Source organism: Staphylococcus lutrae, assembly GCF_002101335.1.
GTDB lineage: Bacteria > Bacillota > Bacilli > Staphylococcales > Staphylococcaceae > Staphylococcus > Staphylococcus lutrae.
In genome coordinates this window covers 758,003-780,373 of record NZ_CP020773.1, presented here as the reverse complement: position 1 = coordinate 780,373, position 22,371 = coordinate 758,003, and the positions used below count along the sequence as shown (strand labels likewise).

General features: G+C 38.1%; 19 protein-coding genes and 1 pseudogene. 12 read left to right on the top strand and 8 right to left on the bottom strand.

Annotated elements, in window-relative coordinates:
• Window positions 1-29: 29 nt before the first annotated feature.
• Window positions 30-170: a hypothetical protein gene (locus tag B5P37_RS11910; RefSeq protein WP_169710774.1), complete on the top strand. Its 141-nt coding sequence runs from the start codon at window positions 30-32 to the stop codon at window positions 168-170.
• On the opposite strand, the gene B5P37_RS03945 is transcribed toward B5P37_RS11910, so the two are convergent.
• The 3 genes from B5P37_RS03945 to B5P37_RS03935 form a co-directional block, all read right to left on the bottom strand.
• A complete protein-coding gene (locus B5P37_RS03945; RefSeq protein ID WP_085237000.1) occupies window positions 159-1,187 on the bottom strand; it encodes an NAD(P)/FAD-dependent oxidoreductase in 1,029 nt (342 codons plus the stop codon). The genes B5P37_RS11910 and B5P37_RS03945 overlap by 12 nt on opposite strands.
• 150 nt (window positions 1,188-1,337) lie before the next feature.
• A complete protein-coding gene (gene glcP / locus B5P37_RS03940; protein ID WP_085236999.1) occupies window positions 1,338-2,687 on the bottom strand; it encodes a glucose transporter GlcP in 1,350 nt (449 codons plus the stop codon).
• 463 nt (window positions 2,688-3,150) lie between these two features.
• Window positions 3,151-4,149 carry an oxidoreductase gene (locus B5P37_RS03935; protein ID WP_085236998.1) on the bottom strand — a complete coding sequence of 333 codons (999 nt, stop codon included), beginning with the start codon at window positions 4,147-4,149 and terminating at the stop codon, window positions 3,151-3,153.
• A 363-nt stretch (window positions 4,150-4,512) separates the two neighbouring features.
• Here B5P37_RS03935 and B5P37_RS03930 point away from each other — a divergent pair, with 363 nt between their 5' ends.
• Both B5P37_RS03930 and B5P37_RS03925 read left to right on the top strand, forming a co-directional pair.
• Window positions 4,513-5,139, top strand: coding sequence for a hypothetical protein (locus B5P37_RS03930; protein ID WP_085236997.1), 627 nt, complete (start codon window positions 4,513-4,515; stop codon window positions 5,137-5,139).
• A 604-nt stretch (window positions 5,140-5,743) separates the two neighbouring features.
• Window positions 5,744-7,348 (top strand): L-lactate permease, encoded by a 1,605-nt coding sequence (locus B5P37_RS03925; protein WP_085236996.1) that lies wholly within the window; start codon window positions 5,744-5,746, stop codon window positions 7,346-7,348.
• Between the two features lie 35 nt (window positions 7,349-7,383).
• On the opposite strand, the gene B5P37_RS03920 is transcribed toward B5P37_RS03925, so the two are convergent.
• Window positions 7,384-8,577 (bottom strand): glycosyltransferase family 4 protein, encoded by a 1,194-nt coding sequence (locus B5P37_RS03920; RefSeq protein WP_085236995.1) that lies wholly within the window; start codon window positions 8,575-8,577, stop codon window positions 7,384-7,386.
• Between the two features lie 397 nt (window positions 8,578-8,974).
• On the opposite strand from B5P37_RS03920, the gene mqo reads away from it, so the two are divergent.
• Window positions 8,975-10,480: a malate dehydrogenase (quinone) gene (gene mqo, locus B5P37_RS03915; RefSeq protein WP_085236994.1), complete on the top strand. Its 1,506-nt coding sequence runs from the start codon at window positions 8,975-8,977 to the stop codon at window positions 10,478-10,480.
• Window positions 10,481-10,710: 230 nt separating this feature from the next.
• On the opposite strand, the gene B5P37_RS03910 is transcribed toward mqo, so the two are convergent.
• On the bottom strand, window positions 10,711-12,096 hold the full coding sequence (locus tag B5P37_RS03910) for a HAMP domain-containing sensor histidine kinase (protein ID WP_085236993.1): 1,386 nt from the start codon (window positions 12,094-12,096) through the stop codon (window positions 10,711-10,713).
• Window positions 12,089-12,776 (bottom strand): annotated as a pseudogene (locus B5P37_RS03905) (response regulator transcription factor). The gene B5P37_RS03910 and the pseudogene B5P37_RS03905 overlap by 8 nt, the downstream one beginning before the upstream one ends.
• 221 nt (window positions 12,777-12,997) lie before the next feature.
• Here B5P37_RS03905 and B5P37_RS03900 point away from each other — a divergent pair.
• Complete coding sequence (locus B5P37_RS03900) at window positions 12,998-14,062, top strand: ABC transporter permease (RefSeq protein ID WP_085236992.1); 1,065 nt, start codon at window positions 12,998-13,000, stop codon at window positions 14,060-14,062.
• The gene (locus tag B5P37_RS03895) at window positions 14,059-14,748 is read left to right on the top strand and encodes an ABC transporter ATP-binding protein (RefSeq protein ID WP_085236991.1); all 690 of its coding nucleotides are present in this window, start codon (window positions 14,059-14,061) and stop codon (window positions 14,746-14,748) included. The genes B5P37_RS03900 and B5P37_RS03895 overlap by 4 nt, the downstream gene beginning before the upstream one ends.
• A gap of 213 nt (window positions 14,749-14,961) precedes the next feature.
• Here B5P37_RS03895 and B5P37_RS03890 read toward each other — a convergent pair whose 3' ends face one another.
• Complete coding sequence (locus tag B5P37_RS03890) at window positions 14,962-15,720, bottom strand: YdcF family protein (protein WP_244898636.1); 759 nt, start codon at window positions 15,718-15,720, stop codon at window positions 14,962-14,964.
• A 326-nt stretch (window positions 15,721-16,046) separates the two neighbouring features.
• Between B5P37_RS03890 and tcaR the strand changes: the two genes are divergently transcribed.
• The 4 genes from tcaR to tenA all read left to right on the top strand — a co-directional run bounded on the left by tcaR (window position 16,047) and on the right by tenA (window position 19,908).
• Window positions 16,047-16,511, top strand: a complete 465-nt coding sequence (gene tcaR / locus B5P37_RS03885; protein WP_085236989.1) for a MarR family transcriptional regulator TcaR — start codon at window positions 16,047-16,049, stop codon at window positions 16,509-16,511.
• 105 nt (window positions 16,512-16,616) lie between these two features.
• Window positions 16,617-18,011, top strand: coding sequence for a membrane-associated protein TcaA (gene tcaA, locus B5P37_RS03880; protein WP_085236988.1), 1,395 nt, complete (start codon window positions 16,617-16,619; stop codon window positions 18,009-18,011).
• A gap of 591 nt (window positions 18,012-18,602) precedes the next feature.
• A complete protein-coding gene (locus tag B5P37_RS03875; RefSeq protein WP_085236987.1) occupies window positions 18,603-19,181 on the top strand; it encodes a TetR/AcrR family transcriptional regulator in 579 nt (192 codons plus the stop codon).
• 49 nt (window positions 19,182-19,230) lie between these two features.
• A complete protein-coding gene (gene tenA / locus B5P37_RS03870) occupies window positions 19,231-19,908 on the top strand; it encodes a thiaminase II (protein WP_085236986.1) in 678 nt (225 codons plus the stop codon).
• 232 nt (window positions 19,909-20,140) lie between these two features.
• On the opposite strand, the gene B5P37_RS03865 is transcribed toward tenA, so the two are convergent.
• Entirely contained in the window at window positions 20,141-20,773 is a 633-nt protein-coding gene (locus tag B5P37_RS03865; protein ID WP_085236985.1) for a hypothetical protein, read from the bottom strand.
• 150 nt (window positions 20,774-20,923) lie between these two features.
• Between B5P37_RS03865 and B5P37_RS03860 the strand changes: the two genes are divergently transcribed.
• Both B5P37_RS03860 and B5P37_RS03855 read left to right on the top strand, forming a co-directional pair.
• Entirely contained in the window at window positions 20,924-21,259 is a 336-nt protein-coding gene (locus B5P37_RS03860) for a thioredoxin family protein (protein WP_085236984.1), read from the top strand.
• Between the two features lie 99 nt (window positions 21,260-21,358).
• Window positions 21,359-22,258 carry an alpha/beta hydrolase fold domain-containing protein gene (locus tag B5P37_RS03855; protein ID WP_085236983.1) on the top strand — a complete coding sequence of 300 codons (900 nt, stop codon included), beginning with the start codon at window positions 21,359-21,361 and terminating at the stop codon, window positions 22,256-22,258.
• Window positions 22,259-22,371: the final 113 nt, after the last annotated feature.

Sequence of the window (22,371 nt, the reverse complement as noted above, 5' to 3'; positions counted from 1 at the left end):
TTATGATCGTGTTACAACTGTGACGCAGAATGAAATCGCGATATTTGGATATTGATGCCCCCATAAAAGTTGAACGTGTTGAAATCAACTTTTATGGGGGCATTTTCATGGTATCTGGAATGGGCATTCGAATGATAACTGTACCGATGACAATTGATTCAGTGGGATAAAAAAGAGCGGTTCGCTGCTTTAAAAATGGCATGATGTGTAGAAACAAACCCTTCTTTCGGCGCAGTCGGATCAATATATTGTTTTGCACTATTCGCAGCATGAGCGGCATCACTAAATGCACTGGCAATTAAATGAACTTTAGCCGGATGTTGAATGATATCGCCACAGGCAAAAACCCCTGGAACAGAGGTACATGTATTTTTTTCTCCATATACAAAGCAGTGATCGACAGTTTTAATGTTGATTTCTGCATCATCCAACAATGTCAATTCGCGTTCAAACCCATGGCTGACAATCACATCGTCAACTTTATGATGAGACATTTTACCTGTCATTTTATTTTTTAGTACGACTTCATTCAATAGGTTGGGGTCATGGGGGGCATGATTTAACTGGATGATGTGACTATTTGGGAACTTTTGAACGTTCAGGTCATCCAAAATATGTTGCATGGCTTCATGACCTGAAATCGCCTGTTGACGATAGACAAGTTTGACACTTTTCGCATAACCAGACAAATCACGCGCCCAATCTAAAGCGGAATTTCCTGCACCAGATATTAAGACATCTTTATGCTTGAATTGTTGATATTGTTGAACGACATAATGCAAGTTCGTTAATTCAAAACGTTCTGCACCTGCAACTGCAAGGGGTTGAGGTTTAATAATACCGCCGCCAATAGCAAGAATGACGGCACGAGAAGTATAAGATTCGCCGTTTTCAGTCATGATCTCGAAGTGTTTTTCGCCATGTTTTTTGATATTGATGACTTTTGTATTTAATAAGATGTCTGGCTTGAAATAGCATCCTTGTTGAATCACATTTTGTAAAATACTGAAACAAGATTGTGGTGGCATACCGCCAATATCCCAAATGATTTTTTCAGGATAGATGCGCATCTTACCACCGAGTTCAGGTTGAACATCGATGATTCTGACTTCCATCCCTCGGAGCCCGGCATAGAAACTACTGTATAGTCCTGCGGGGCCGCCTCCAATGATTGTGACGTCTTTCATTTTTTTACGCTCCTCACTCCATTGATTTACAATCTATTATCAATCAAATGAGAATTATTATCAATTAATTAGAGGCTTCAAATTAAAAAAAGAGCGAAATCGCGCTCGTATTGTAGTAAATAGAGATTGATTTCGCTCGTTATATGTCAATTAAGATTTTTGGATATGTGTAGTATTTGTACGTGCACGTAAGTCAGCTTCAATTTCTTCGAGACTACGACCACGTGTTTCTGGTAAAAATTTCACTACAAAGATGAGTGCGATGACACCAATGGCAGCAAAGATAAGAAAGACGTGTTGCACTTGTAGAATGTCCGTTAAAATCGGGAACAATTGAGCAACGAGTAAGCTACCGATTGATAACACTAATGTTGCAATCCCTGTTGCAGCACCACGCGCACGCATCGGGAATAATTCAGGAAGCATCACCCATAATACAGGGCCCCATGAAACACCGAAGAAAATAATAAATGTTGTTAAACAAATCATGATAATCCAAACAGAACTATTCACACCAATTAATCCAATCAAGGCACTCATGATCAATAATGAAGCAACCATACCTGTATTACCGATGATAAGGAGCTTTTTACGATCAATTTTGTCAATAATTGTAATAGCAAAAATAGTAACAAGGACGTTCACAATTCCGATGCCGACTGTACTTAAAATAGCTGTGGAATCACCTAAACCTGCTGTCGCAAAAATTTTCGGTGCATAATAAATAATGGCATTAATACCAATGAGCTGTTGCAATAACGCAAACACACTACCGATAATAATCGTTGAGAGCAACCACGGTGATTTTAATACCGTCCAAGTACTTTCAGAAATGGCATTAATTTTTTTCATATTTTCAATTTCATGATCAATTTCTGCAAGCGGGTAAGTGAGATTCATGACATCACGCGCTGCTTTTTCACCATGCTTTTCGAGTAGCCATCGTGGACTCTCAGGCATAAAGATTACGCCGACCATTAAGATAAGAGAAGGAACAACTGCTAAACCAAGCATCCAACGCCAACCTTCAATAGGTGCAAACGCGAAATTAACAAGATATGAAGATAAAATACCAATCGTAATCATCAATTGGTTTAAAGAACTTAATGAACCACGTGCATCAGTTGGAGCAAGTTCGGATAAGTACACAGGTACAATGGCTGTAGAACCCCCAACTGCAAGACCAATAATTAAACGACCCAACACTAAAATTTCCATAGTCGGTGCAAGTGATAAAATCAATGCGCCGATAATAAACACGATGGAAATCATAAAAACTAAGCGGCGTCGCCCAAATTTTTCGGAAAGTGGACCACTTAAACCAGAACCAAAAATGGCCCCGACTAACATAGAGGATACGACAAGCCCTTCAGTATAGGCGTTGAGGGGGATGTCATTTTTTAAATAAAGTAACGCCCCAGAAATAACCCCCATGTCATATCCATAAAGTAAACCACCTAAAGCACCAATGAAGAAAATCATCTTTTTATTTATTTTCATTGCGCAACCTCCAATAATTTTCTGTATACAAGTATACGCTTTCATAAGAAAATAGTAAATTATAAAATTTTGGCATTTTAAAGGTTTTATAAAGGTAGATTGGTAGCTCTTTGAATAATATTTAAAAAGGAGATACTTGATCACACAAGGGCAGGATTGAGAAAATCAGAAAAAGAAGATATTCAAAATAGAGGAGATAAGATGAAAAAGAAATGAGTGAACATTAAGTGAATTAATTTCAGTGCTGATGGTAAGGGGACGATTGCGAGTCATTCTGAACATAAGGGCATTTGATATAACTGTGCATCGAAACACACAAATCGACTTGTAAGAAAATAATGAGAAGTATGCCCTTCAACGTGTTTATGTTGACGCTGAAGGGCACATCGGTTAAGAGATGTCCGTTTGAGTCACTCAGAGTATTGGACGTCATGGGTGTTTATAATGATGTATTGAATCCGTATCATGACGTTTCGGAACGCAAATCAACGATAATACGTCCGATAAAATCATGTTGTTGCGCACGTTCTAATGCGCTTTTTAATGCACTAAAAGGGATTATGGTTTTAATGTCGTGCAACTGTCTTGGTTTTAAATCTTTGGCGAGGCGTTGCCACAAATATTGGCGTCTCGTCATAGGGAAGTCGACAGAATCCGCCCCTAGAAGTCTGACGCCTCGTAAAATGAAAGGATAGACAGTACTCGTAAACTCGGCACCACTCACATTTCCGCTTAAAGCCACAGCACCATGAGGCTGAATTCGCTTTAATACTTCCGCAGTGGTTGCCCCTCCTACAGGATCAATAGCGGCTTGCCATTCTGGGTGCGCTAATGCTTTGTCAGAAAGGGATTCAATTCTCGGAATAACCGTGTGTGCGCCTAGTGATTGTAGTTGTTCGTAGTACTGTGTTTGTCCTGAACTCGCGATGACTTGATAGCCGATTTCATTCAGCATCATCACAGATAAAATACCGACACCCCCTGTTGCCCCACGGACGAGGACAGGTCCTTGTGTACACGTCACTTCATTATCTTCCAATAGTTGAATAGAAATGGCAGCTGTTAAACCCGCGGTACCTAAAATCATGGCTTCTTCTAATGTAAGTTGTTCGGGGAGAGGGACGAGCCATTCGCCATTGACTCTCGCCACTTCACTGAACCCCCCATCATGTTTCACACCTAGGTCGTAACCTGTCGCAATGACCTTATCCCCTTTTTTAAACGATGGATGTTGTGATGCAATAACGACTCCAGCTAAATCAATCCCCGGAATAATAGGATATTTGCGAATAATTTTATTATGAGACTGTGCGGCCAAAACATCTTTATAGTTGATACTAGAATAATGTACACGAATCGTGACGTCTCCTTCAGATAATGCATCGATTGTTAATTCAGTAAATTCTCCTGACAATTGCGTGTCATCATGGGTCACTCGAAACGCTTTAAATGTGTTTGTCATCGTCATCCGCCTCCTCGATTTTTCGTCCACACTTTACCAAAAATGATGAGAAAAAACAATAGGGGTGTTGTCGGTCGACAAGTGCTTCTTTATTACACGGCATTTGTTTGAATTGGGCGGTATTGAAGCCGCAATCACCCATGCCTGCCTATGAATCGCCGTATCCATCAGTGAATCAGTCCTTTCATTCATTAGGAGTCATACATTATTTAAATTTAATGAATAAGTTTAAGAAAATAAGATGGGTTTGAAAAAGTTATAAAAAATTTTGTAAATTGAGAAAAAAGGGTTTAGTATTCAGTGAGAAGTGTATAAAAAAGTAATAGGTTTTTGAAAGAAGTTGGATGAAGAGGAGGAAGCACGATGAAAAGATTATTTGGCAGTTTATTAGTATTACCTTTATTATTTGCAGCATGTACGGATGACAATAGCAATAAAGATCATCAAAAATCAGCACATCCAGATAAACAAACGACGACACAGAAGGATAAGGACAAGGCGAAGGATAAGGAGAAAGACACGAATCAAACAGATAAGAATCAAAGTGATGACAATGCAAAGTCAGGTGAGCAGCCGAATACGAACACGAATCAAGATGCAACAAACAATGCACAATCGACTGTTCCAGGAGGACAAGGCACGCCTTCAAACAGCAACGGAACGACATCGGGTCAGTCTTCGTATGTTGCACCGTATCAAGGACAAAATGTCGTCCCTGTTGCACAAAATTTAGTAGGGCAACAAGTGGATCGACAAGAGGCATTAAGTAAATTACCAAACTTTAAAGGGTCATTGGATCGCGCACAAGCTGAAGCCAATAGTTTAAATCAACAAAATAATCCATACAACGACTATGCACTTCAAGGAAACAATGGTCAATATACGTATATGTTCAGTTTTATTAACGCATCTGAACCAGGAACTTATATTGTCGTGACAGTTGATGGCTGGGGACAAGCTAAAATTGTAGACCCTCATTATCATCAATAGACAGAATGGTTGCGTTGACATGAAGTGTGTCACAACGATGAATGATGAGGACGTAGTGAAGAAAAAGTTGCATGAAATCATTCTGAGTGATGTCCATGTCAAAATCTTTACTTTATTTTCATAAAATGCCGGGATGATGATGTCCCGGCTTTTTATAATGTGGAAGAATTTTATTTTAATATATCATTCTGCTGTATTGCATTGTATTTAAACTTCAATTTTCAATTATTCTTTTTATTTTTGAATAGTATAACGTGTGCTGCTTCCAAGTATTATACTGAATTTCAGCACAACTAGATTTTAAAATGCGTCTAAACATGTTTGAAATCTATTATTGCATTTAGAAAAAACTACTTATATAATCTTAAAGAAACGTCCATTTATCATTATATATGCTTTTTAAAAATTGAAAGAAAAAATAAATGACATATGGGAATGAAAGCGTATGATTTTCTTGTCTTACTCTAAAAAAGAAGCTCACAATTATTTTTATTTCTATATGCTGTTGAATTAATCAATGTATCGTGATATATTTTATGTGAAATCAATCACATGATTTTGTATCCGGATTGAAAAAATAAATATTGAAGGTAGATGAAAAGAGATGTTAGTAGAAAGTTTCGATCCATTTCATAATCTTGCAATTTCTGCACTCATTGCAAGTATTCCAATCATTTTATTCTTGTTATGTTTAACAGTCTTTAAAATGAAAGGGATTTATGCGGCAATTACAACATTAATCGTGACACTGGTCATTGCATTATTCGTGTTTAAATTACCTGTAGGTGTCGCATCAGGTGGTATTTTAGAAGGTTTTTATCAAGGTATTTTACCTATCGGCTTTATCGTAATGATGGCCGTATGGCTTTATAAAGTAACCGTTGAAAGCGGTCAGTTTTCAATTGTTCAAGATAGTATTACAACCATTTCTGAGGACCAACGTATCCAGTTACTTTTAATTGGTTTTGCATTCAATGCATTTTTAGAAGGTGTTGCCGGTTTTGGTGTGCCGATTGCAATTTGTGCGGTGTTGTTGATTCAGCTTGGATTCAAGCCATTACAAGCAGCAATGCTCTGCCTCGTTGCGAATGGTGCAGCAGGTGCATACGGTGCGATTGGATTACCTGTATCAGTCATTGATACACTTGCATTAAAAGGACATGTTTCAGCTTTAGCAGTATCACAAGCATTGAATTTAAGCTTACCTATTTTAAGTATCGTTGTCCCATTTTTATTAATCTTTATTTTAGATGGTTTTAAAGGCATTAAAGAAACACTCCCTGCGATTATTGTTACAATCGTGCCATTCGTTGTTTTACAGGTATTCTTTAACCAATTTTTCGGACCAGAATTAGTTGATATTATTCCGCCGCTCGCATCGATGGGGGCTTTAGCGTTATTTTCTAAAAAATATCAACCGAAGCATATTTTCCGTCTGAATCGCGACGAAGAAAAAATGGAAGTGAAACATCACAGTTTTAAAGAAGTGGTTTTTGCGTGGAGTCCGTTTATTATATTGACGATTCTTGTATTAATTTGGAGTTCAAAAGGCTTTAAAGGTTTATTTATTGAAGGTGGCGCGCTATCATTTTTCAACATGCGCTTTGCCATCCCAGGTACAATGAACGAGATATCAGGCAAGCCGATTATGTTGACGTTTAACCTTCTGAACCAAACGGGAACAGCATTGTTAATTGCGGGTATCATTACTATTTTGATTTCTTCAAAAGTGAATTTCAAACGTGCCGGCGCATTGTTTGCCGAAGCGTTTAAAGAATTATGGTTACCGATTTTAACAATTTGCTTTATTTTAGCCATCGCAAAAGTGACAACATATGGTGGACTTACAAGTGCGATGGGCGAAGGGATTTCAAAAACAGGCAAGGCATTCCCATTCTTGTCGCCGATTTTAGGATGGATTGGGGTGTTCATGACAGGGTCTGTAACAAATAACAACGCCTTGTTTGCACCAATTCAAGCGTCAGTTGCGCCACAAGTCGGCACAACAGGTGCATTACTTGTCGGAGCGAATACTGCCGGTGGTGCCATTGGTAAATTGATTTCTCCACAATCTATTGCAATCGCAACTGCGGCCGTAAAGCAAGTCGGTAAAGAATCACAATTGTTAAAAATGACATTAAAATATAGTGCTGCACTATTGATATTCTGGTGTATCTGGACATTTATTTTGTCATTAATATTAAGTTAAATCGAAAAGAGGCAGGCGAAGTGACCTGTCTCTTTTTATTGTTTTGTATGATGTTGTTGCTGATGAAGGTGTGTCACCGTATCGATGACGGCTTTGAATTGATGGTAAATGGCTTCCGGTTGATAGTTTTCGACGGTTTCATAGCCATTTTGGATGATAGGCGTTAAATATTTTGAATGGCCATATTCGATGATTTCTAAAAGTTGCATTGCTAGTGATGCAGTGTCGAGGTGAGGGACTAAAAAGCCGTTCCAACCATGGCGAATCATGGATTTTGGGCCTGCATTTCCATCAAAGCTTACGACAATACTGCCTTGATTCATCGCTTCTAAAATGGTCATTCCAAATCCTTCGTTGCGTGAAGGCACACATGTGATTTTGCTCTCTGCAATATACGTACTGAGATGTTTTGTTGTCGGACGTAAAAACACAATATCTTGAAGGCGTAAAAAATTAATCTGCTGTTGTAATGCCTCTTTCTCACTGCCATCGCCAAAGATCAAGACCGTATAATCAAAATCACGTAAGTCTTGCTGAATTTCATAAATCGCTTGAATTAACAAGTCAAAACCTTTCTCATATTCAAAACGGCCGGCTGCGACAATTTGATGTTTTTTCATAATTTGATGGCGTTTTTCATCTATCATATTGGCCACGACAAAAACGGGGATGTCTAAATATGAGACGTATCGTTGTTTATCGGTATGCGTCAACGTTGTGATTGCACTGAGGTGTGGGTAATATGTAAGCAACGCTTCCTTTAATTCTGCCGAGTGTGCATCGAAATTCATATGTTCCATTCCGACTGTGATTTGGTGACTTTTTGCAAATTGCGCAATCAACAAATTATGACTTGCACGTGTGCCTATAAAGATATCTGATGAATCACGTTGAATCGCACGTATCATCTTTTTTTCGATATAGCTCGAATATTGCCGATAACCTGGTTCGTGAGCGGTTAAATATTTTGGTTTAAGAAATGGTGTGAACTTACGGATACGATTTGCAACAAGTGGGATGAAATTTCTGAGTGCAAGTTGATAATCGACCAATGCCTTCACTTTGACACGGGAATCGAGTTCAAAGTAAGGTTGGCGTTGAGACTTGAAAATAGAAATAATCGTGACTTGGTGACCTTGATGCACAAGTTGATTGGCCAGGTTTGAGATTGTTTTGACAGTACCGCCAACGGCATAAATATTGTGCATTAGAAAAGTGATAGATTTCATGACGCATCCCTCGATTAGCTACTTTTTCTTCATTATAGCACTGCACAAAAAAGGAGTGTTAATGAATTGTTAATACATTTTGAAAGATTGATCATAGTCAGACGTATAAGATAGAGCGCGTATGTTGATTTTAGTCATGGTATGGAAATTTTACAAAATAGTTGGAATCGCTTTTTTATTAGTTGATTAAGGTATATAATTGAATTATTAATCTCTTCGTGCGGGTTGATAAAGATGAATTTAAGAGATGTGATATCGCGCACGGGGAAAGATGGATAATGAAGCGTGATAAAGTCGGAATTGTCGGAACATTTTTATACTTCATCCGAGCAATCTTTTAATGCGACAACATGAGAAGCTGTAAACGATTTAAAGTGAAAAGGGGGACTGTATTGTTATGAAAAACATACATAACAAGACAGATGTTGTACTTATCGGTGGTGGAATCATGAGTGCAACATTAGGAACATTACTAAAAGCATTAGAACCTGAATGGGATATTAATGTTTTCGAACGTTTAGATCAATGTGCACAGGAAAGTTCGAACGCATGGAATAATGCAGGGACAGGGCATTCTGCGCTTTGTGAACTGAATTATACGAGTGAAAAAACTGACGGTACAATCGATATTACGAAAGCCATTAAAATTAACGAACAGTTCCAAGTGTCTAAGCAGTTTTGGTCATACCTTGTTAAAAGTGGACAGCTTGACGATCCGGAGTCGTTTATTCGAACGGTGCCTCATATGAGTTTTGTCACAGGTGATAAAAATGTGAACTTTTTAAAAGCGCGAGTGAATGCGTTGCGTGAAAATGTCCTATTTCAAGGTATGGATATGACGGATGAATACGATACATTAAAAGAATGGATTCCGTTGATGATGGAAGGTCGCAACCCGAATGGTGAAGCGATAGCAGCCACGCGGGATGAATCAGGGACCGATGTCAATTTTGGCAGACTGACGCAAAAGCTGTTAAATCAGTTAGAAGCCAAAGGTGGCGCACTCTATTATGAACATGAAGTTCAAGATTTAACGCAACATCGCGATGGTACGTGGACGGTTAAAATTAAAGATTTAAAAGAAGAACGTGTATTTACAGTCGTATCAAAATTTGTTTTTATTGGTGCAGGGGGAGCGAGCTTGCCGTTACTTCAAAAAACGGGCTTACCTGAATCGAAACATATCGGAGGTTTTCCAGTTAGTGGTCTATTCCTAACTTGTAAAAATCCAGAAGTCGTTGCACGTCATCATGCCAAAGTTTATGGTAAAGCAGAAGTGGGTGCACCACCGATGTCTGTCCCACATTTGGATACGCGATATATTGATGGTGAGCGCGCCCTCTTATTTGGTCCGTATGCGGGCTTTTCGCCTAAATTTTTAAAGACAGGTTCCTATTTAGATTTGATTAAATCAGTGAAACCCAATAATGTAACGACAATGTTAGCAGCAGGTGCTAAAGAATTAGGACTAACAAAGTATTTAATTCAACAGTTGCTATTATCAAATGAACAACGGATGAACGCATTAAGAACTTTTATACCAACTGCTAAAAATGAAGATTGGCAAGTGATTGTGGCAGGGCAACGTGTTCAAGTGATTAAGGATACAGCTGAAAAAGGAAAAGGGACTTTACAATTTGGTACGGAAGTGATTACATCTGCGGATGGTACATTAGCGGCATTACTCGGGGCATCACCGGGGGCATCCACAGCCGTAGATGTCATGTTAGATGTATTACAACGTGCTTTCCCACAATCATTTAAAGAATGGGAAACGTCCATCAAAGCAATGATTCCATCGTTTGGTTTAAGATTGACCGATGAAGTCGAGTTGTTTAAAAAACTGAATCATGATATATCAAAGCATCTAAAATTAGACGAGTCCGGAACGTTATTGAGTTAACCGTATAAACATAGATTTAGCTACACTGTGAAGAGAGGTATGATGATACATTTCTTCATAGTGTTTTTTTGGACATTGATGCGCACAGGGCTTTTCATCGACAAGGTTCTGATTTCAAGCAGAAATTAAGAAAGCAGTCTGATAGCACCAACATATCAGACTGCAAACCATGTGCACCTTTCGTATTCGACACATCGTTTGAAAGGTGTATTTGTTGTGATAAGCGTGATTTATAACGCCTCTGATTCGGTTATGCGCGGTAACCGGATTGTAAAGACGGTTCCTTCACCGACGATGCTGTCAACCTCGATTTGTCCCCCATGTCGGACAATAATGGATTGAGAAATGGCGAGCCCTAAGCCATTACTATCTGTGTGACCTGAAGATTTATAAAAGCGCTCGAATATCCGGGCTTTGACTTTATCAGGCATGCCAGGTCCATCATCTCGAACTTTCAAAAACAGGTGTGCCCCTTTAGTTGTTAAATCGATCTCAATGGTGCCGTTTGCCGGAGTATACTTGATTGCATTTTGAATGATATTATCAAAAGCTTGTGTTAACAGTCGTTGATTGCCTTTCACTGAAACAGGGGGTAAATCATAAAGTAGTACTTGGTTTTTTTGGTCAATCGCATAATTTTCATGTTTTAAAATTTCTAAAATACATCGATCTACTGCAATCGTGTCTTCAAATTGTAAATGCGCATCATTATCTAACTCTGAAAGGAGCAATAGTTGTCGAACGAGTTGACTTAAGCGATGCGTTTCATCATAAATACTGGCAATGTATCCTTCTTGTTGTGTCGTCGTATGTTCTTGTTGCAATTGTGTCAATAGATGATGAATGTGTGTTAAAGGTGTTTTAATTTCATGTGAGACATTTTGTACAAAATGTTGTCTCATATCGTCCAACTGTTTTAACTCGAGTCGCATCATATCAAAGCGTTGTTGAAGGACTCCAAGTTCATCACGCCGTGTGATGGCAATAGGCGTTGTAAAGTCTCCTGTCATTAAACGTTCCGTTGCTTGTTTGAGTTGTTTAACAGGTTTCACTAAAGCATAGGTTGACCAAGTGACTAATAAAATAGAAATGGTGATGAGGAGTATAAGTAAGACGAGTAAAAAGATACGGAATTCTGCAAAGGCTTGGCCGATATCTGGTCGCACAAATACAGCATAGTTTCCATTTGAAGTCTCAAATTTAACGCCCACTGTATTCCGGGTTTCATTGTCAAAAAATCCAGTGATGAAAGGATGAAAAGGGCGTTCAGCAATGCCATGGTAATCTTGACCGGACAGTACGTGTTGAACAGCTGACGGACTTAAATTTTGTTTTCTAAATGGTTGACCATAATAATGTGGATGCCCCGTTTTGTCAAAAGCGACCACTTGGTAATTCAAATCACCTAACAATGTGAGAAATCGTGAAAAGTCGCGATCAGATTGGGCTTCTTTATAGGATTGTGCCCGTTTTAAAGTCGCCATGACTTTCGCATCGTTGGCACCTTTCAATTGAAAATGATAATAAATATTTGAAATTTCAAAACTGAGTAACGCACTGATGACCATGACCGTGAGCGTATAAATCGCAAACCTTGAATAGAGTGATTTAAGCATTGTCTGTCACCTTGTACCCAATGCCACGAACCGTTTCGATTTGAACTTGAGCCCCTAATTTTTTTAATCGTGTTCTTAATCGCTTAATATGTACATCCACTGTACGTTCATCTCCTTCGTAATCAAGTCCCCAAATTTTTTCAATCAGTTGTTCGCGCTTGTTCGGATAAGACATCTAGTATTCGTCATAGCCACGAGTAAACTGAGTAATTCAAACTCTTTATTCGGTAAGATCATCCTTTTGTGTCCACTTTGACTTCGAGTTGGGTTTGATCAATGGTTAAGTTTCCAAGTGTGAGTTGTGTTGTTGACTCAATTTGATAACGTCTGAGCACCGCTTGGATACGAAAAATAAGCTCAGCGACTTCAAAGGGTTTAGTCAGGTAGTCATCCGTTCCAGCCAAAAAAGCACGTTCTTTGTCACTCAATGCATCTCTGGCTGTCAACATAATGACAGGATAACCATAATCGTGCTTTAATGTTTCGCACAGTTCAAAGCCGTCTAAACCCTCCATCATGACGTCGACAATGGCAATATCAATGACATGTTTTTCGAGATAGGTCAAAGCGGCTTCGGCACTTTTAACAGTGGGGGCATGATAGCCTTTGCGCTTGAGATGCATTTCAACATATTTTAAAATTTCTGGATCATCATCAACGATTAAACATGTGACGGTCATACATATCGGCCTCCTTGACTTTTCTATTCACACAAGATGATGAAGTGAAATCATACTGTAGTTGACGCTATCATAAATGTTTTTATATCAAGTTGCAATCTTTTATTCCATCAATCATCAAAGCGATGATCAAAAAAATTGATTCATTGAGATGTGTTCATATTCCGTTCATAAACCCGAGTTATGATAGGGCCATGATAAGTTGAAAGGGCGGATGAGAGATGAAAATTGCACTCAATGAGCTAAAGTTTTATAAATTTAAGTATTTACTGATTACATTGATTGTCATTTTACTCGCAAGTATGGTGCTGTTTATAACAGGCTTGGCACAAGGGTTAGCACGAGAAAATGTTTCTTTAATTGATGGTTTTAAGTCGGAACATTTCGTAATACAAAAAGGTGTAGACCAACAGTTGGAAAAATCGAATATCAATGAAAAAACACAGCAAGACATCCAGCAACATGTAGATGTCAAACCATTAAAGGTCGCGTTGTCGACACTTCAATATAAAGAGAAAAAGGGAGATGTATTGTTTGCCCATATGCCTGACACGGAAAGACCTACTTTAAAGGTCGGAACATTGCCTCAAAATCGCAACGAAGTCACTTTGAATCAGAAGTTAGCTGGAGAAGGGATTCAAATCGGTGATGAAGTTAAGGCGGGGAATCAAAACGTACCATTGAAAGTAGTCGGGTTTTTTGATGATGCGATGTATGCACATACGAATATAGCGATGGTGTCTGAAGCAGGACTGAAGACGATTTCTGGTCAACATGAGGCGACATCACTTTATTTTTTAGACCATGTGACAAATGCGCAAATCAATCAAATTAAAGCCATTTCAGGTATAGAAGTGGTGAGTAAACAAGATTTAACCAATGCGATTCCGAGCTATCAAGCTGAACAAGCCCCTTTGAATATGATGATTGTAAGTTTGTTTTTAATTACAGCGATTGTTTTGACTGCGTTTTTCTATGTGATGACCATTCAAAAAACTGGAGAAATCGGGATTTTAAAAGCGATTGGTATGAAAACGTCACATTTATTATGGAGTTTGTTGTTCCAAATTTTATTCGTAACACTACTAGGGGTCGTTATTGCTTTGGGAATGATTGCCGGATTGGCTGCGATATTGCCAGTCACAATGCCGTTTTTCATTAATAGTACACTGATGTTGTTAGTGGTTGTCATCTTTATCGTTGTTGCAATACTAGGGGCGTTGTTATCACTTCTACGCGTATTTAAAATCGATCCTATTGAAGCCATTGGAGGTGGACAAGTATGAGTTTAATCATTCAAGATTTAGTGAAAAATTTTGGTAAAGGGGACACTGAAACAAAAGTGTTAAAAGGGTTGAACTTTGAAGTGCAACCCGGTGAATTTGTGATATTAAATGGTCGTTCAGGTTCAGGAAAATCGACACTGCTCACAATCATTGGCGGCTTGTTGTCTCCAACAGTAGGGAAAGTATTGCTCGATGGTGAAGATTTGAGTCGTTTATCGCGTCAAGCCTTAACAGAAAAACGTTTAAAAGACATCGGATTTATTTTTCAAGCTTCACATTTGGTACCTTATTTAAAAGTTTATGAGCAACTTGAACTCGTTGGCAAAGAAGCGGGAATGCGTCGCAAGGAAGCACAACAACGTGCTGAGATGCTTTTAGAACGTATTGGACTGAGCCACAGAGCACGTGTTTATCCGCACATGCTTTCAGGAGGAGAAAAACAACGTGTTGCAATTATGCGTGCATGGATGAACCAACCAAAATTATTGTTGGCAGATGAACCTACCGCTAGTTTAGATGCGCAACGTGCTACAGAAGTTGTGGAGATGATTAAACAACAAGTGCGCAACGAAAAAACGATTGGCATCATGGTCACACATGATCAACGGTTATTTGATTACGCGGATCGTATTATTTATCTCAATGATGGTGAAATTGCTGAATCTGTTTTAGAAGTCGTTAAATAAAGTCGAACACAAAATCATATTCAAGCGCTATGAAGAAAGCGGATGTATCCATTTTTTTCATAGCGCTTATATGTTTTTTAAGGAATGTTCTAGGTAAAATAGATCTCTCATTGAAAAGGACAGGGCATTCGGCTATATTTCATTCGGGACCCTATTATAGCGTATTTTCACGCGTCGTTTTGTAGAAAATAGGGGATGATTTGATTAACTGAGTCAGCCGTGAATGACACTGATGATAAGTTGTAAGACGGCATATATTCCCCATAACAGTGGATATTGAAAAAGTAATCCGCTAAAATCACGAATGAGTTCACGAGCGACCCATTGGTGAGGGGTGGGCGCGCCATAACCTAAAGCATGGATTTTTTGACGTTGTGCAATCCGAAGGGCACGCAAGAGGTGGAAAGCACTTGTTACAATGATGTAAGGCTTCTCGTGCTGTGTTAATAATGGTTTCGAATAGAAAAGGTTTTCGCGCGTATTTGTGGAACGGTCTTCCATCGTTATCTCTGTTGAAGGCATTCCTTGCTGTATCAGATATCGTTGCATCGCGAGAGCTTCTGAAATCGGCTCATCGGGGCCTTGTCCACCACTGACAATGATATGGTCGCTTTTCAAAGATTGACTGAGTGTGATGGCTCGGTCTAATCGGGCTTGCAACATCGGTGTAACGTTTTCACTATATATTCCTGCACCTAGGACAATGATTGTTGCATGTGTTGCAGTAGGACGTGTGTGAAGAAACGCATAAGTCATATACAAGTAAAATGGCCAAGTTGTGATAAAAACAAGCGCCAACTGAATTAATAATTGAAATGGCAAGGTGAATATCATGGGCAACAAAGGGGTTACGAGTAAACTTCCGATGATGAGCGCAATGATGGCACTGTGATAACCTAAGATACGAACGACAACCCCTTGATAGCGTTTGAAATCGCGACCTATCGCGAAACATAGTGCGATGAAAATCATGATGATACATATAGACAATAGCGATAATCGCGGTGTACCATTGACATAACCGATTGTGGCGTAGAGCATGTGTCCACAAAGAACAACCGTGAAGGTCGAGATGCGTAAAAAAAGATGTGGCTTTATCTTTAACAATAATAAGATTATAATGTAGCTTGATATGAATACGAGATGAAATAGTGTCATATTTTAGATCCTTTAAATTATCTTTTACGGTAATCATACTAGATTCTTTTGAAAAAATGTCAAAAAATGTAGTTTCTTTGTAACGAAATTGTTGATACGATGATAGAACTAATGGTTTGTGGTGAAGGTGGTGAAACAAAATGACAAATTCGAATACGATGAGTCAACATATTGCTTTTATGGGTGAATTTATGACCAATATGAACGTGCTCACAACAGGTTTGTTAAAAGACTTAAGATCAAGATACGGGATTTCAAATGAACAATCCAGCGTATTATTAATGCTTTCTAATGATAAGTCATTAACGTTAACAGAAATCACGTTACGTCAAGGTGTGAATAAGGCAGCAGTGAGTAGAAGAATCAAAAAGTTGGTCGATTTAGGTTTAGTGCAATGGGTGCATATGGCGTATGAATATGACAAGCGTCTTAAATATGTTGCTTTGACTGAAGCTGGAGCGAGTTATGTCCGTGCATCAAGAGATCTTATTGCAGATTTAGCAAATGACATGTTATCGGATATTCCTTTAGAGAAAATTGAACAAACACGGGAAATGTTGGAATTAATAGATGAACGTGTACAAGGTCAATTGAAACAACTTTAAATGGTAATGAACGGGAAGGACATTCATTCTTGCGTCTGATGTAGCATTTCATCCTTTCATTTACGATAAAACATGTGGATATGAACATGTAAAGGAGGTGTACGTATGGGGCAATGTGCGAATTGTCATCATGAGCAGTTAAAACATCGAAGCGTCTGCCCGAACTGTCACTGTCAAATTTTATATTCAAAACAACCCGTTCGAAAATCGCATGACAGTGACACGACGCAAGCATTTTCGTCCAGGACGCATAAAAGACCGCCTTCATTAAAAAAAGCGATTCCTATTGCAATTGTGAGTTTTATCATTGTGCTGTTGATCATTTTGTTTCTACTATTGCGCAATTTCAATTCTCCAGAAGCACAAGCGAAACTTTTAATTAATGCAGTCAATCATGAAGATACAGCAAAAGTGTCTAATTTATTGAGTTCGAAAGAAAATAAAGTTGGTCGAAATGAAGCAGCGACGTATATTCAATTCATCAAAAAAGAAGTAGGGATGGATCACTTCCACCAAGAGGTCTATCAAACAGTAGATCGTTTAAATCACGAAACGGCCGTTGCCTCTTATATTAAGACGAAACAAGGTCAAAATGTGTTAAGGATTAGTAAAAATGGACGGCGTTATTTTATATTCGATAATTTAAGTTTTTCAGCACCAACCAAACAGGCCGTTGTAAAAGCGAAAGAAAATGCGACGTATCAATTTGAGTCCAACGGGAGCCAAAAGAAAGTGGTAGCAGAAAAGGGACAAACCGTAGCACTAGGTGCATTTATTCCTGGACGTTATGAAATCGACGCAACGAAGACGACCGATCGGGGAACGTATGAAGGCCAGTTGAAGTTTGATTTCACTGATAATAAGAATGATACGGCAACTGTGACCGAATCATTTAAAGCGGCACAAGTCAAAGTGACACTTAAAAATGGTGACAAATTAAATGATGTCAAAATCGTCATCAATGGTGAACAGATTGTACAAAGTAAAAATGAGCTATACGCGCCTTTTCCGCTCAATAAAGCACTTACTATTTCAGCTGAAGGACAATTAGCAGATCACACATTAAAAACGGAAGAAAAGGTCATCAACAAAGACGAAGTTCAACCAGAGAATGAAGTGACGTTGTCTTTTGACAGTGACGAAGTGGACAAATATCAAAAAGTTAAAGAGCAAAACACGTTAGATAAAGTAGCTGAATTTTTTAAGAAATATACTTCCGCTTTAAATGAAGCTTATCAAAAACGTAATTTCGATATCGTGTCGCATTTTTTTAAGGAAGATTCAACGCACAATCAAGCGCTTAAAGCAAACATCAATGGGCAGAATACGTATCAAATTAAAAATGCTGAGGTGATTGATGTCAGTCGAAATAACGGCGATTATGTGGTGACTGTAGAGAAAGAAGACAATCAAGGGCGTACCGTTCAATCGCACTATATCCTCGATGGTGATGAAAATGCAGACAAACTGCAGATTCTTAATTATCAAGATGATATTTGATATGTATTATGTAGGATGACATTGAAACATGGTTGACCAAGCGATTGAGGTGATTCATCGTGCAAGGTCAACGGATATCAAAGCGTCATCATTTGTTATACCCCCTAAAAGTTGGGATTGGCATACCGACTTTTAGGGGGTATTTTTTATTGTGCCGTTGGTTCTAATGTTTGACTGCGTACAGAGCCGTTCTGCCAATCCTTTTTAATGTCAGTGTACAAAAAATTGTTGTAGGCAAATGTAAAAATTGAAAAATCAAACTAAACATAAATTTTAATGATTACCACATTAAATGAAACATAAATGAATATTGTTTCACAAAAAATTGCTAGAAGAGCAATCTAAAATTTAAGTTTTATTTGAGTTGCGACTCAAGTTGAAGTACAATAATTAATAATTTAATAAAAAGATGTGTAAAACAATGTTGGTTGTTAAATTATGTAGGTGTTCAGGATGAGTGATGCATGATAGTTCGGTGCAACAACCTATTTTGAAAATTTGCGAAAACTGTCGACATCCTCTTTATCATGCTATAACAGTTTTTATAAGTAGGCATGAACGTAGACGACGTAGAAAGGTGCGTATAGGTTTATGAATGAAAAAGATATACGTGTGCAGAAAACAAACTTGAAATTATCAGAAGTACTATTGACTTTATTAGAAGAACATTGGTTGACTAAAATAACGATAAATCAAATTTGTCAGCATGCAGACGTACATAGAACCACATTTTATAAACATTTTAGTGACAAATATGAACTTCTTTTTTATGTGAGTAAAATGAGCATGAAACCTTATTTTAAGTTGGCGTTAGAAGTTCGTTTGTGTGAACCATTTAACAGTATTGAAAAAACATTCAATGCGCAAATGCTAAAGATTTTACATACCCAAAAGGGTGACCCCAAATTTTTTCAAGTTTTGATGTCTTATTTTTATGACCATTTTCAAAAAGAACTTTTACAATATGAAGCGACATTGCCTTCAAAATTACCATTTCCAATTGAGTCTTTCAGTTATATTTATACTTCTACCATTTGTTCCATGCATCAGTGGTCGACAGAATATCATGTCGACTTAGACACATATTATATGGATGAAATATATCGAAAAATCGTGAATTTAAAAGCATTAGTTCAGTGCAATAGAATGACAGAACACGGGATTGAATGATAAGGTGTATTTGAGTGAATGACACTTGAATTTGAAGGGAGATGAGTGAATGAAATTTACAGAACGATTATGGCAACGCGTTCAACCGATTTGGGATAGTTATTTGGAACACCCTTTTGTCGAAGGAATTGGAAACGGGACATTGGATAAAGAAAAGTTTAAGCATTGGTTAAAACAAGATTATATATACTTAATCGATTATGCGAGACTTTTTGCCATTGGTGCGACAAAGGCAACGGATTTAGATATGATGACCACATTTGGCCGTTTAGTTTCTGGGACATTGAATACAGAAATGACCTTACACCGTCAGTATGCGGCGCAATTTGGTATTAGTGAAGCCGAGTTAGAAGCAACGCAACCCGCTAGTACGACAATGGCTTATACAAGCTATATGCTCAATTTAGCACAACGTGGCGGTGTGGAAAACGTGATTGCTGCTGTGTTAACGTGTACATGGAGTTATCAATACATTGGTGAAAAATTAAATCAAATCGAAGGTGCAGCAACGCATCCTTTTTACGGTGAATGGGTTAAGATGTACAGCTCACCAGAATTTACGGCGTTTAAAAATGATGTGAAGGCCATGATGGATCGAGTGACAGAAGGATTGTCTGAACCCGCATTACAAGCATTGGAAGATATTGTCGTACATACGAGTTATTACGAGTATATGTTCTGGGATATGGCGGAGAAGTTAGAAATGTGGCCCGTTGCACAATATTAATATGGATCAAGAGGAAGTCTGTATCGTTAAGACAGATTTTACAGTTTTTCATTCATGCGTTCAATCGAGTGATATTCTAATGGGCATCACGATTTCATTACGTTGGAATTCATAGCGTGCCATGTCGACGAATCGTTGTTATAAAAAATGCATCTATCACATAGCCCTATGCGATAGATGCGGTTTATGGATATCAAACGCATTTGACTAAAGCGCTCAATCCAAGAATGTGTTACAAAGGTTTTCTCATTTTAGGATATCGATTTCTAAAAAACAAACTTACGAAATACAAGACTGCAGCGATACTCGTATAGATGATGGTATTGTAGAGTGCGCTAGAAGGGGCTAATATTGTTGCTGCATCAACATGACCTAAATAAGGTTCTAGGTTGTGAGCGATTTCGCCAGCCGCAGTATGAATATAAAACAAAAAGGCTGTAGGAACCAATACGATGAATAGGGATATGAACCAGTTGATACATTTCAAAACAGTACGGTTAAACAAAAGTGTCAAAATCGCAAATAAGATATTGATTAAAGCAAAAACGAAAAATGCATTAAGCGCGATAATCAAATAATGCAACGTCTGTTCAACATTTGAAGTGTCAATGGTAGATTGTGCAGTTAATTGGTCAGCAATGACTTGCAGTTGATTGAATGTCACATTTTCATCGATAAAGCCCATTTTTATGAGTGATTCAGTATACATGCTATAGGCTGCGATTGCAACAAGGACCATTGCGATTAATGTTAAAATAAAGCTAATCCAAGAGCGCTTCTTTTTTCCATGATATGGATTACGTTGAATCGGTTGATGCTCAAATTGTTGTTGAAACTGAGGGGGTTGTTGAGAAATTTCATTCATATATAACGCCTCCAAAAAAAGTTAACAATTCTAGTTCAAAACTTAAACTCATACAATTATGCATTATAGTATACCACTAAACATATTCATAGTGATTTTTATTAAAATATGTTAGAAATGAATGGATGATGAAGTGAAGGAGGAAACTGAATGGAGCGGTTAACAACACTGGATGCGTACCATGCATTTATTCGGGCGCATTCAATTGCCATCATCCATGTGTCGAGCCCAACTTGTTCTGTATGCCATGCCGTGTTGCCACGCATTAAAGAAATGGTATCACATTTTGATGGCGTCGCCTTAGGACATGTGAGTATCGATGAAGTGCCTGAAATTGCTGGAGAACTGTTGGTTTTTACAGTACCTGTAGAGGTGCTCTTTTTTGAAGGTAAGGAAATACAGCGTGAAGGCCGGTTTATAGATGTAGAGAGAATAGCGAATCAACTTAACAAAATGGATAAAGTACACAAAATTACTTATAGATAAAGATGGGAAAATATAGGATAATTGAATTATTAAAAGAGTATATTGTAATAAAGAGAAAAATTATGAAACGGGAATGCTGATAAAAAGCGAGGGATCGTATTGAAACGAAATGTCATGAGTCATTTGATGGGCAGATATTTATCGCAACATCGTCATATTAAGTTTAAAACACAGTCAGAAATTGATGCTTTTTTGGAAAAAAGACGATATTTAAATCAAGAAAAACATAAACAGCCCGACCAAATTAATGTCAAATCTAATCTTGTGAAAGATCATTTTGATGAGATGCAAGTCTTTCGATTTAATTTCGGACATCACATTAAAAATAAGATTTTATATATTTATGGTGGGACATTTGTGCTTCAGCCTTCTGCATTTCACTGGCGTTTTATGGATAAGTTAGCGTATGAAACATTGCATGAAGTCGTGTTACCGATTTATCCAAGAGCCCCTGAGTTTACGTATCGTGAAACGCATGAAGCGATTGAACAAGCGTATCGTCGTTTGTTAAAGGAGACTGAAGCGGATAATATTGTGATTATGGGAGACGCATCAGGAGGGAATATGGCACTGAGTTTCGTACAGAAGTTGGTCGAACAAAAGGCACTGCCACTTCCTGGGAAACTATATCTCATTTCACCATGGTTAGATATTTCATTGTCGAATCCGGACATCACTGAACAAGTTCAGAAAAAGGATCCGATTCACAACATTTTCAGTTTACAAGCCATTGCAAAAGTATGGGCGGATGATCTCGAGCGTAAAAACCCACGTATTTCACCTATGTATGGTTCAGTGAGAGGCTTGCCTCCTGTCTATATGTTTGGGGGAACATGTGAAATTTTTTACCCAGACATGCGGAAACTCGCAGATTATTTTGAAGCGGAACAACAACCGATTCATTTTTATGAGTATAAAGATATGGTGACTGCCTTTCCATTGTATCCGATTGTGGAGTCACGAAAAGTATTAAAGCAGATTCGAAAAACAATCGATTAATAGTGAAGTACCCTATGTACAACAAAAGAGGGCTATTAATCGCTTTCAATATTTGAGTCGATGTCACCCTTCAGTGAGTGATCGGAAAGTGACATGTCCAAAGTATATTAAGA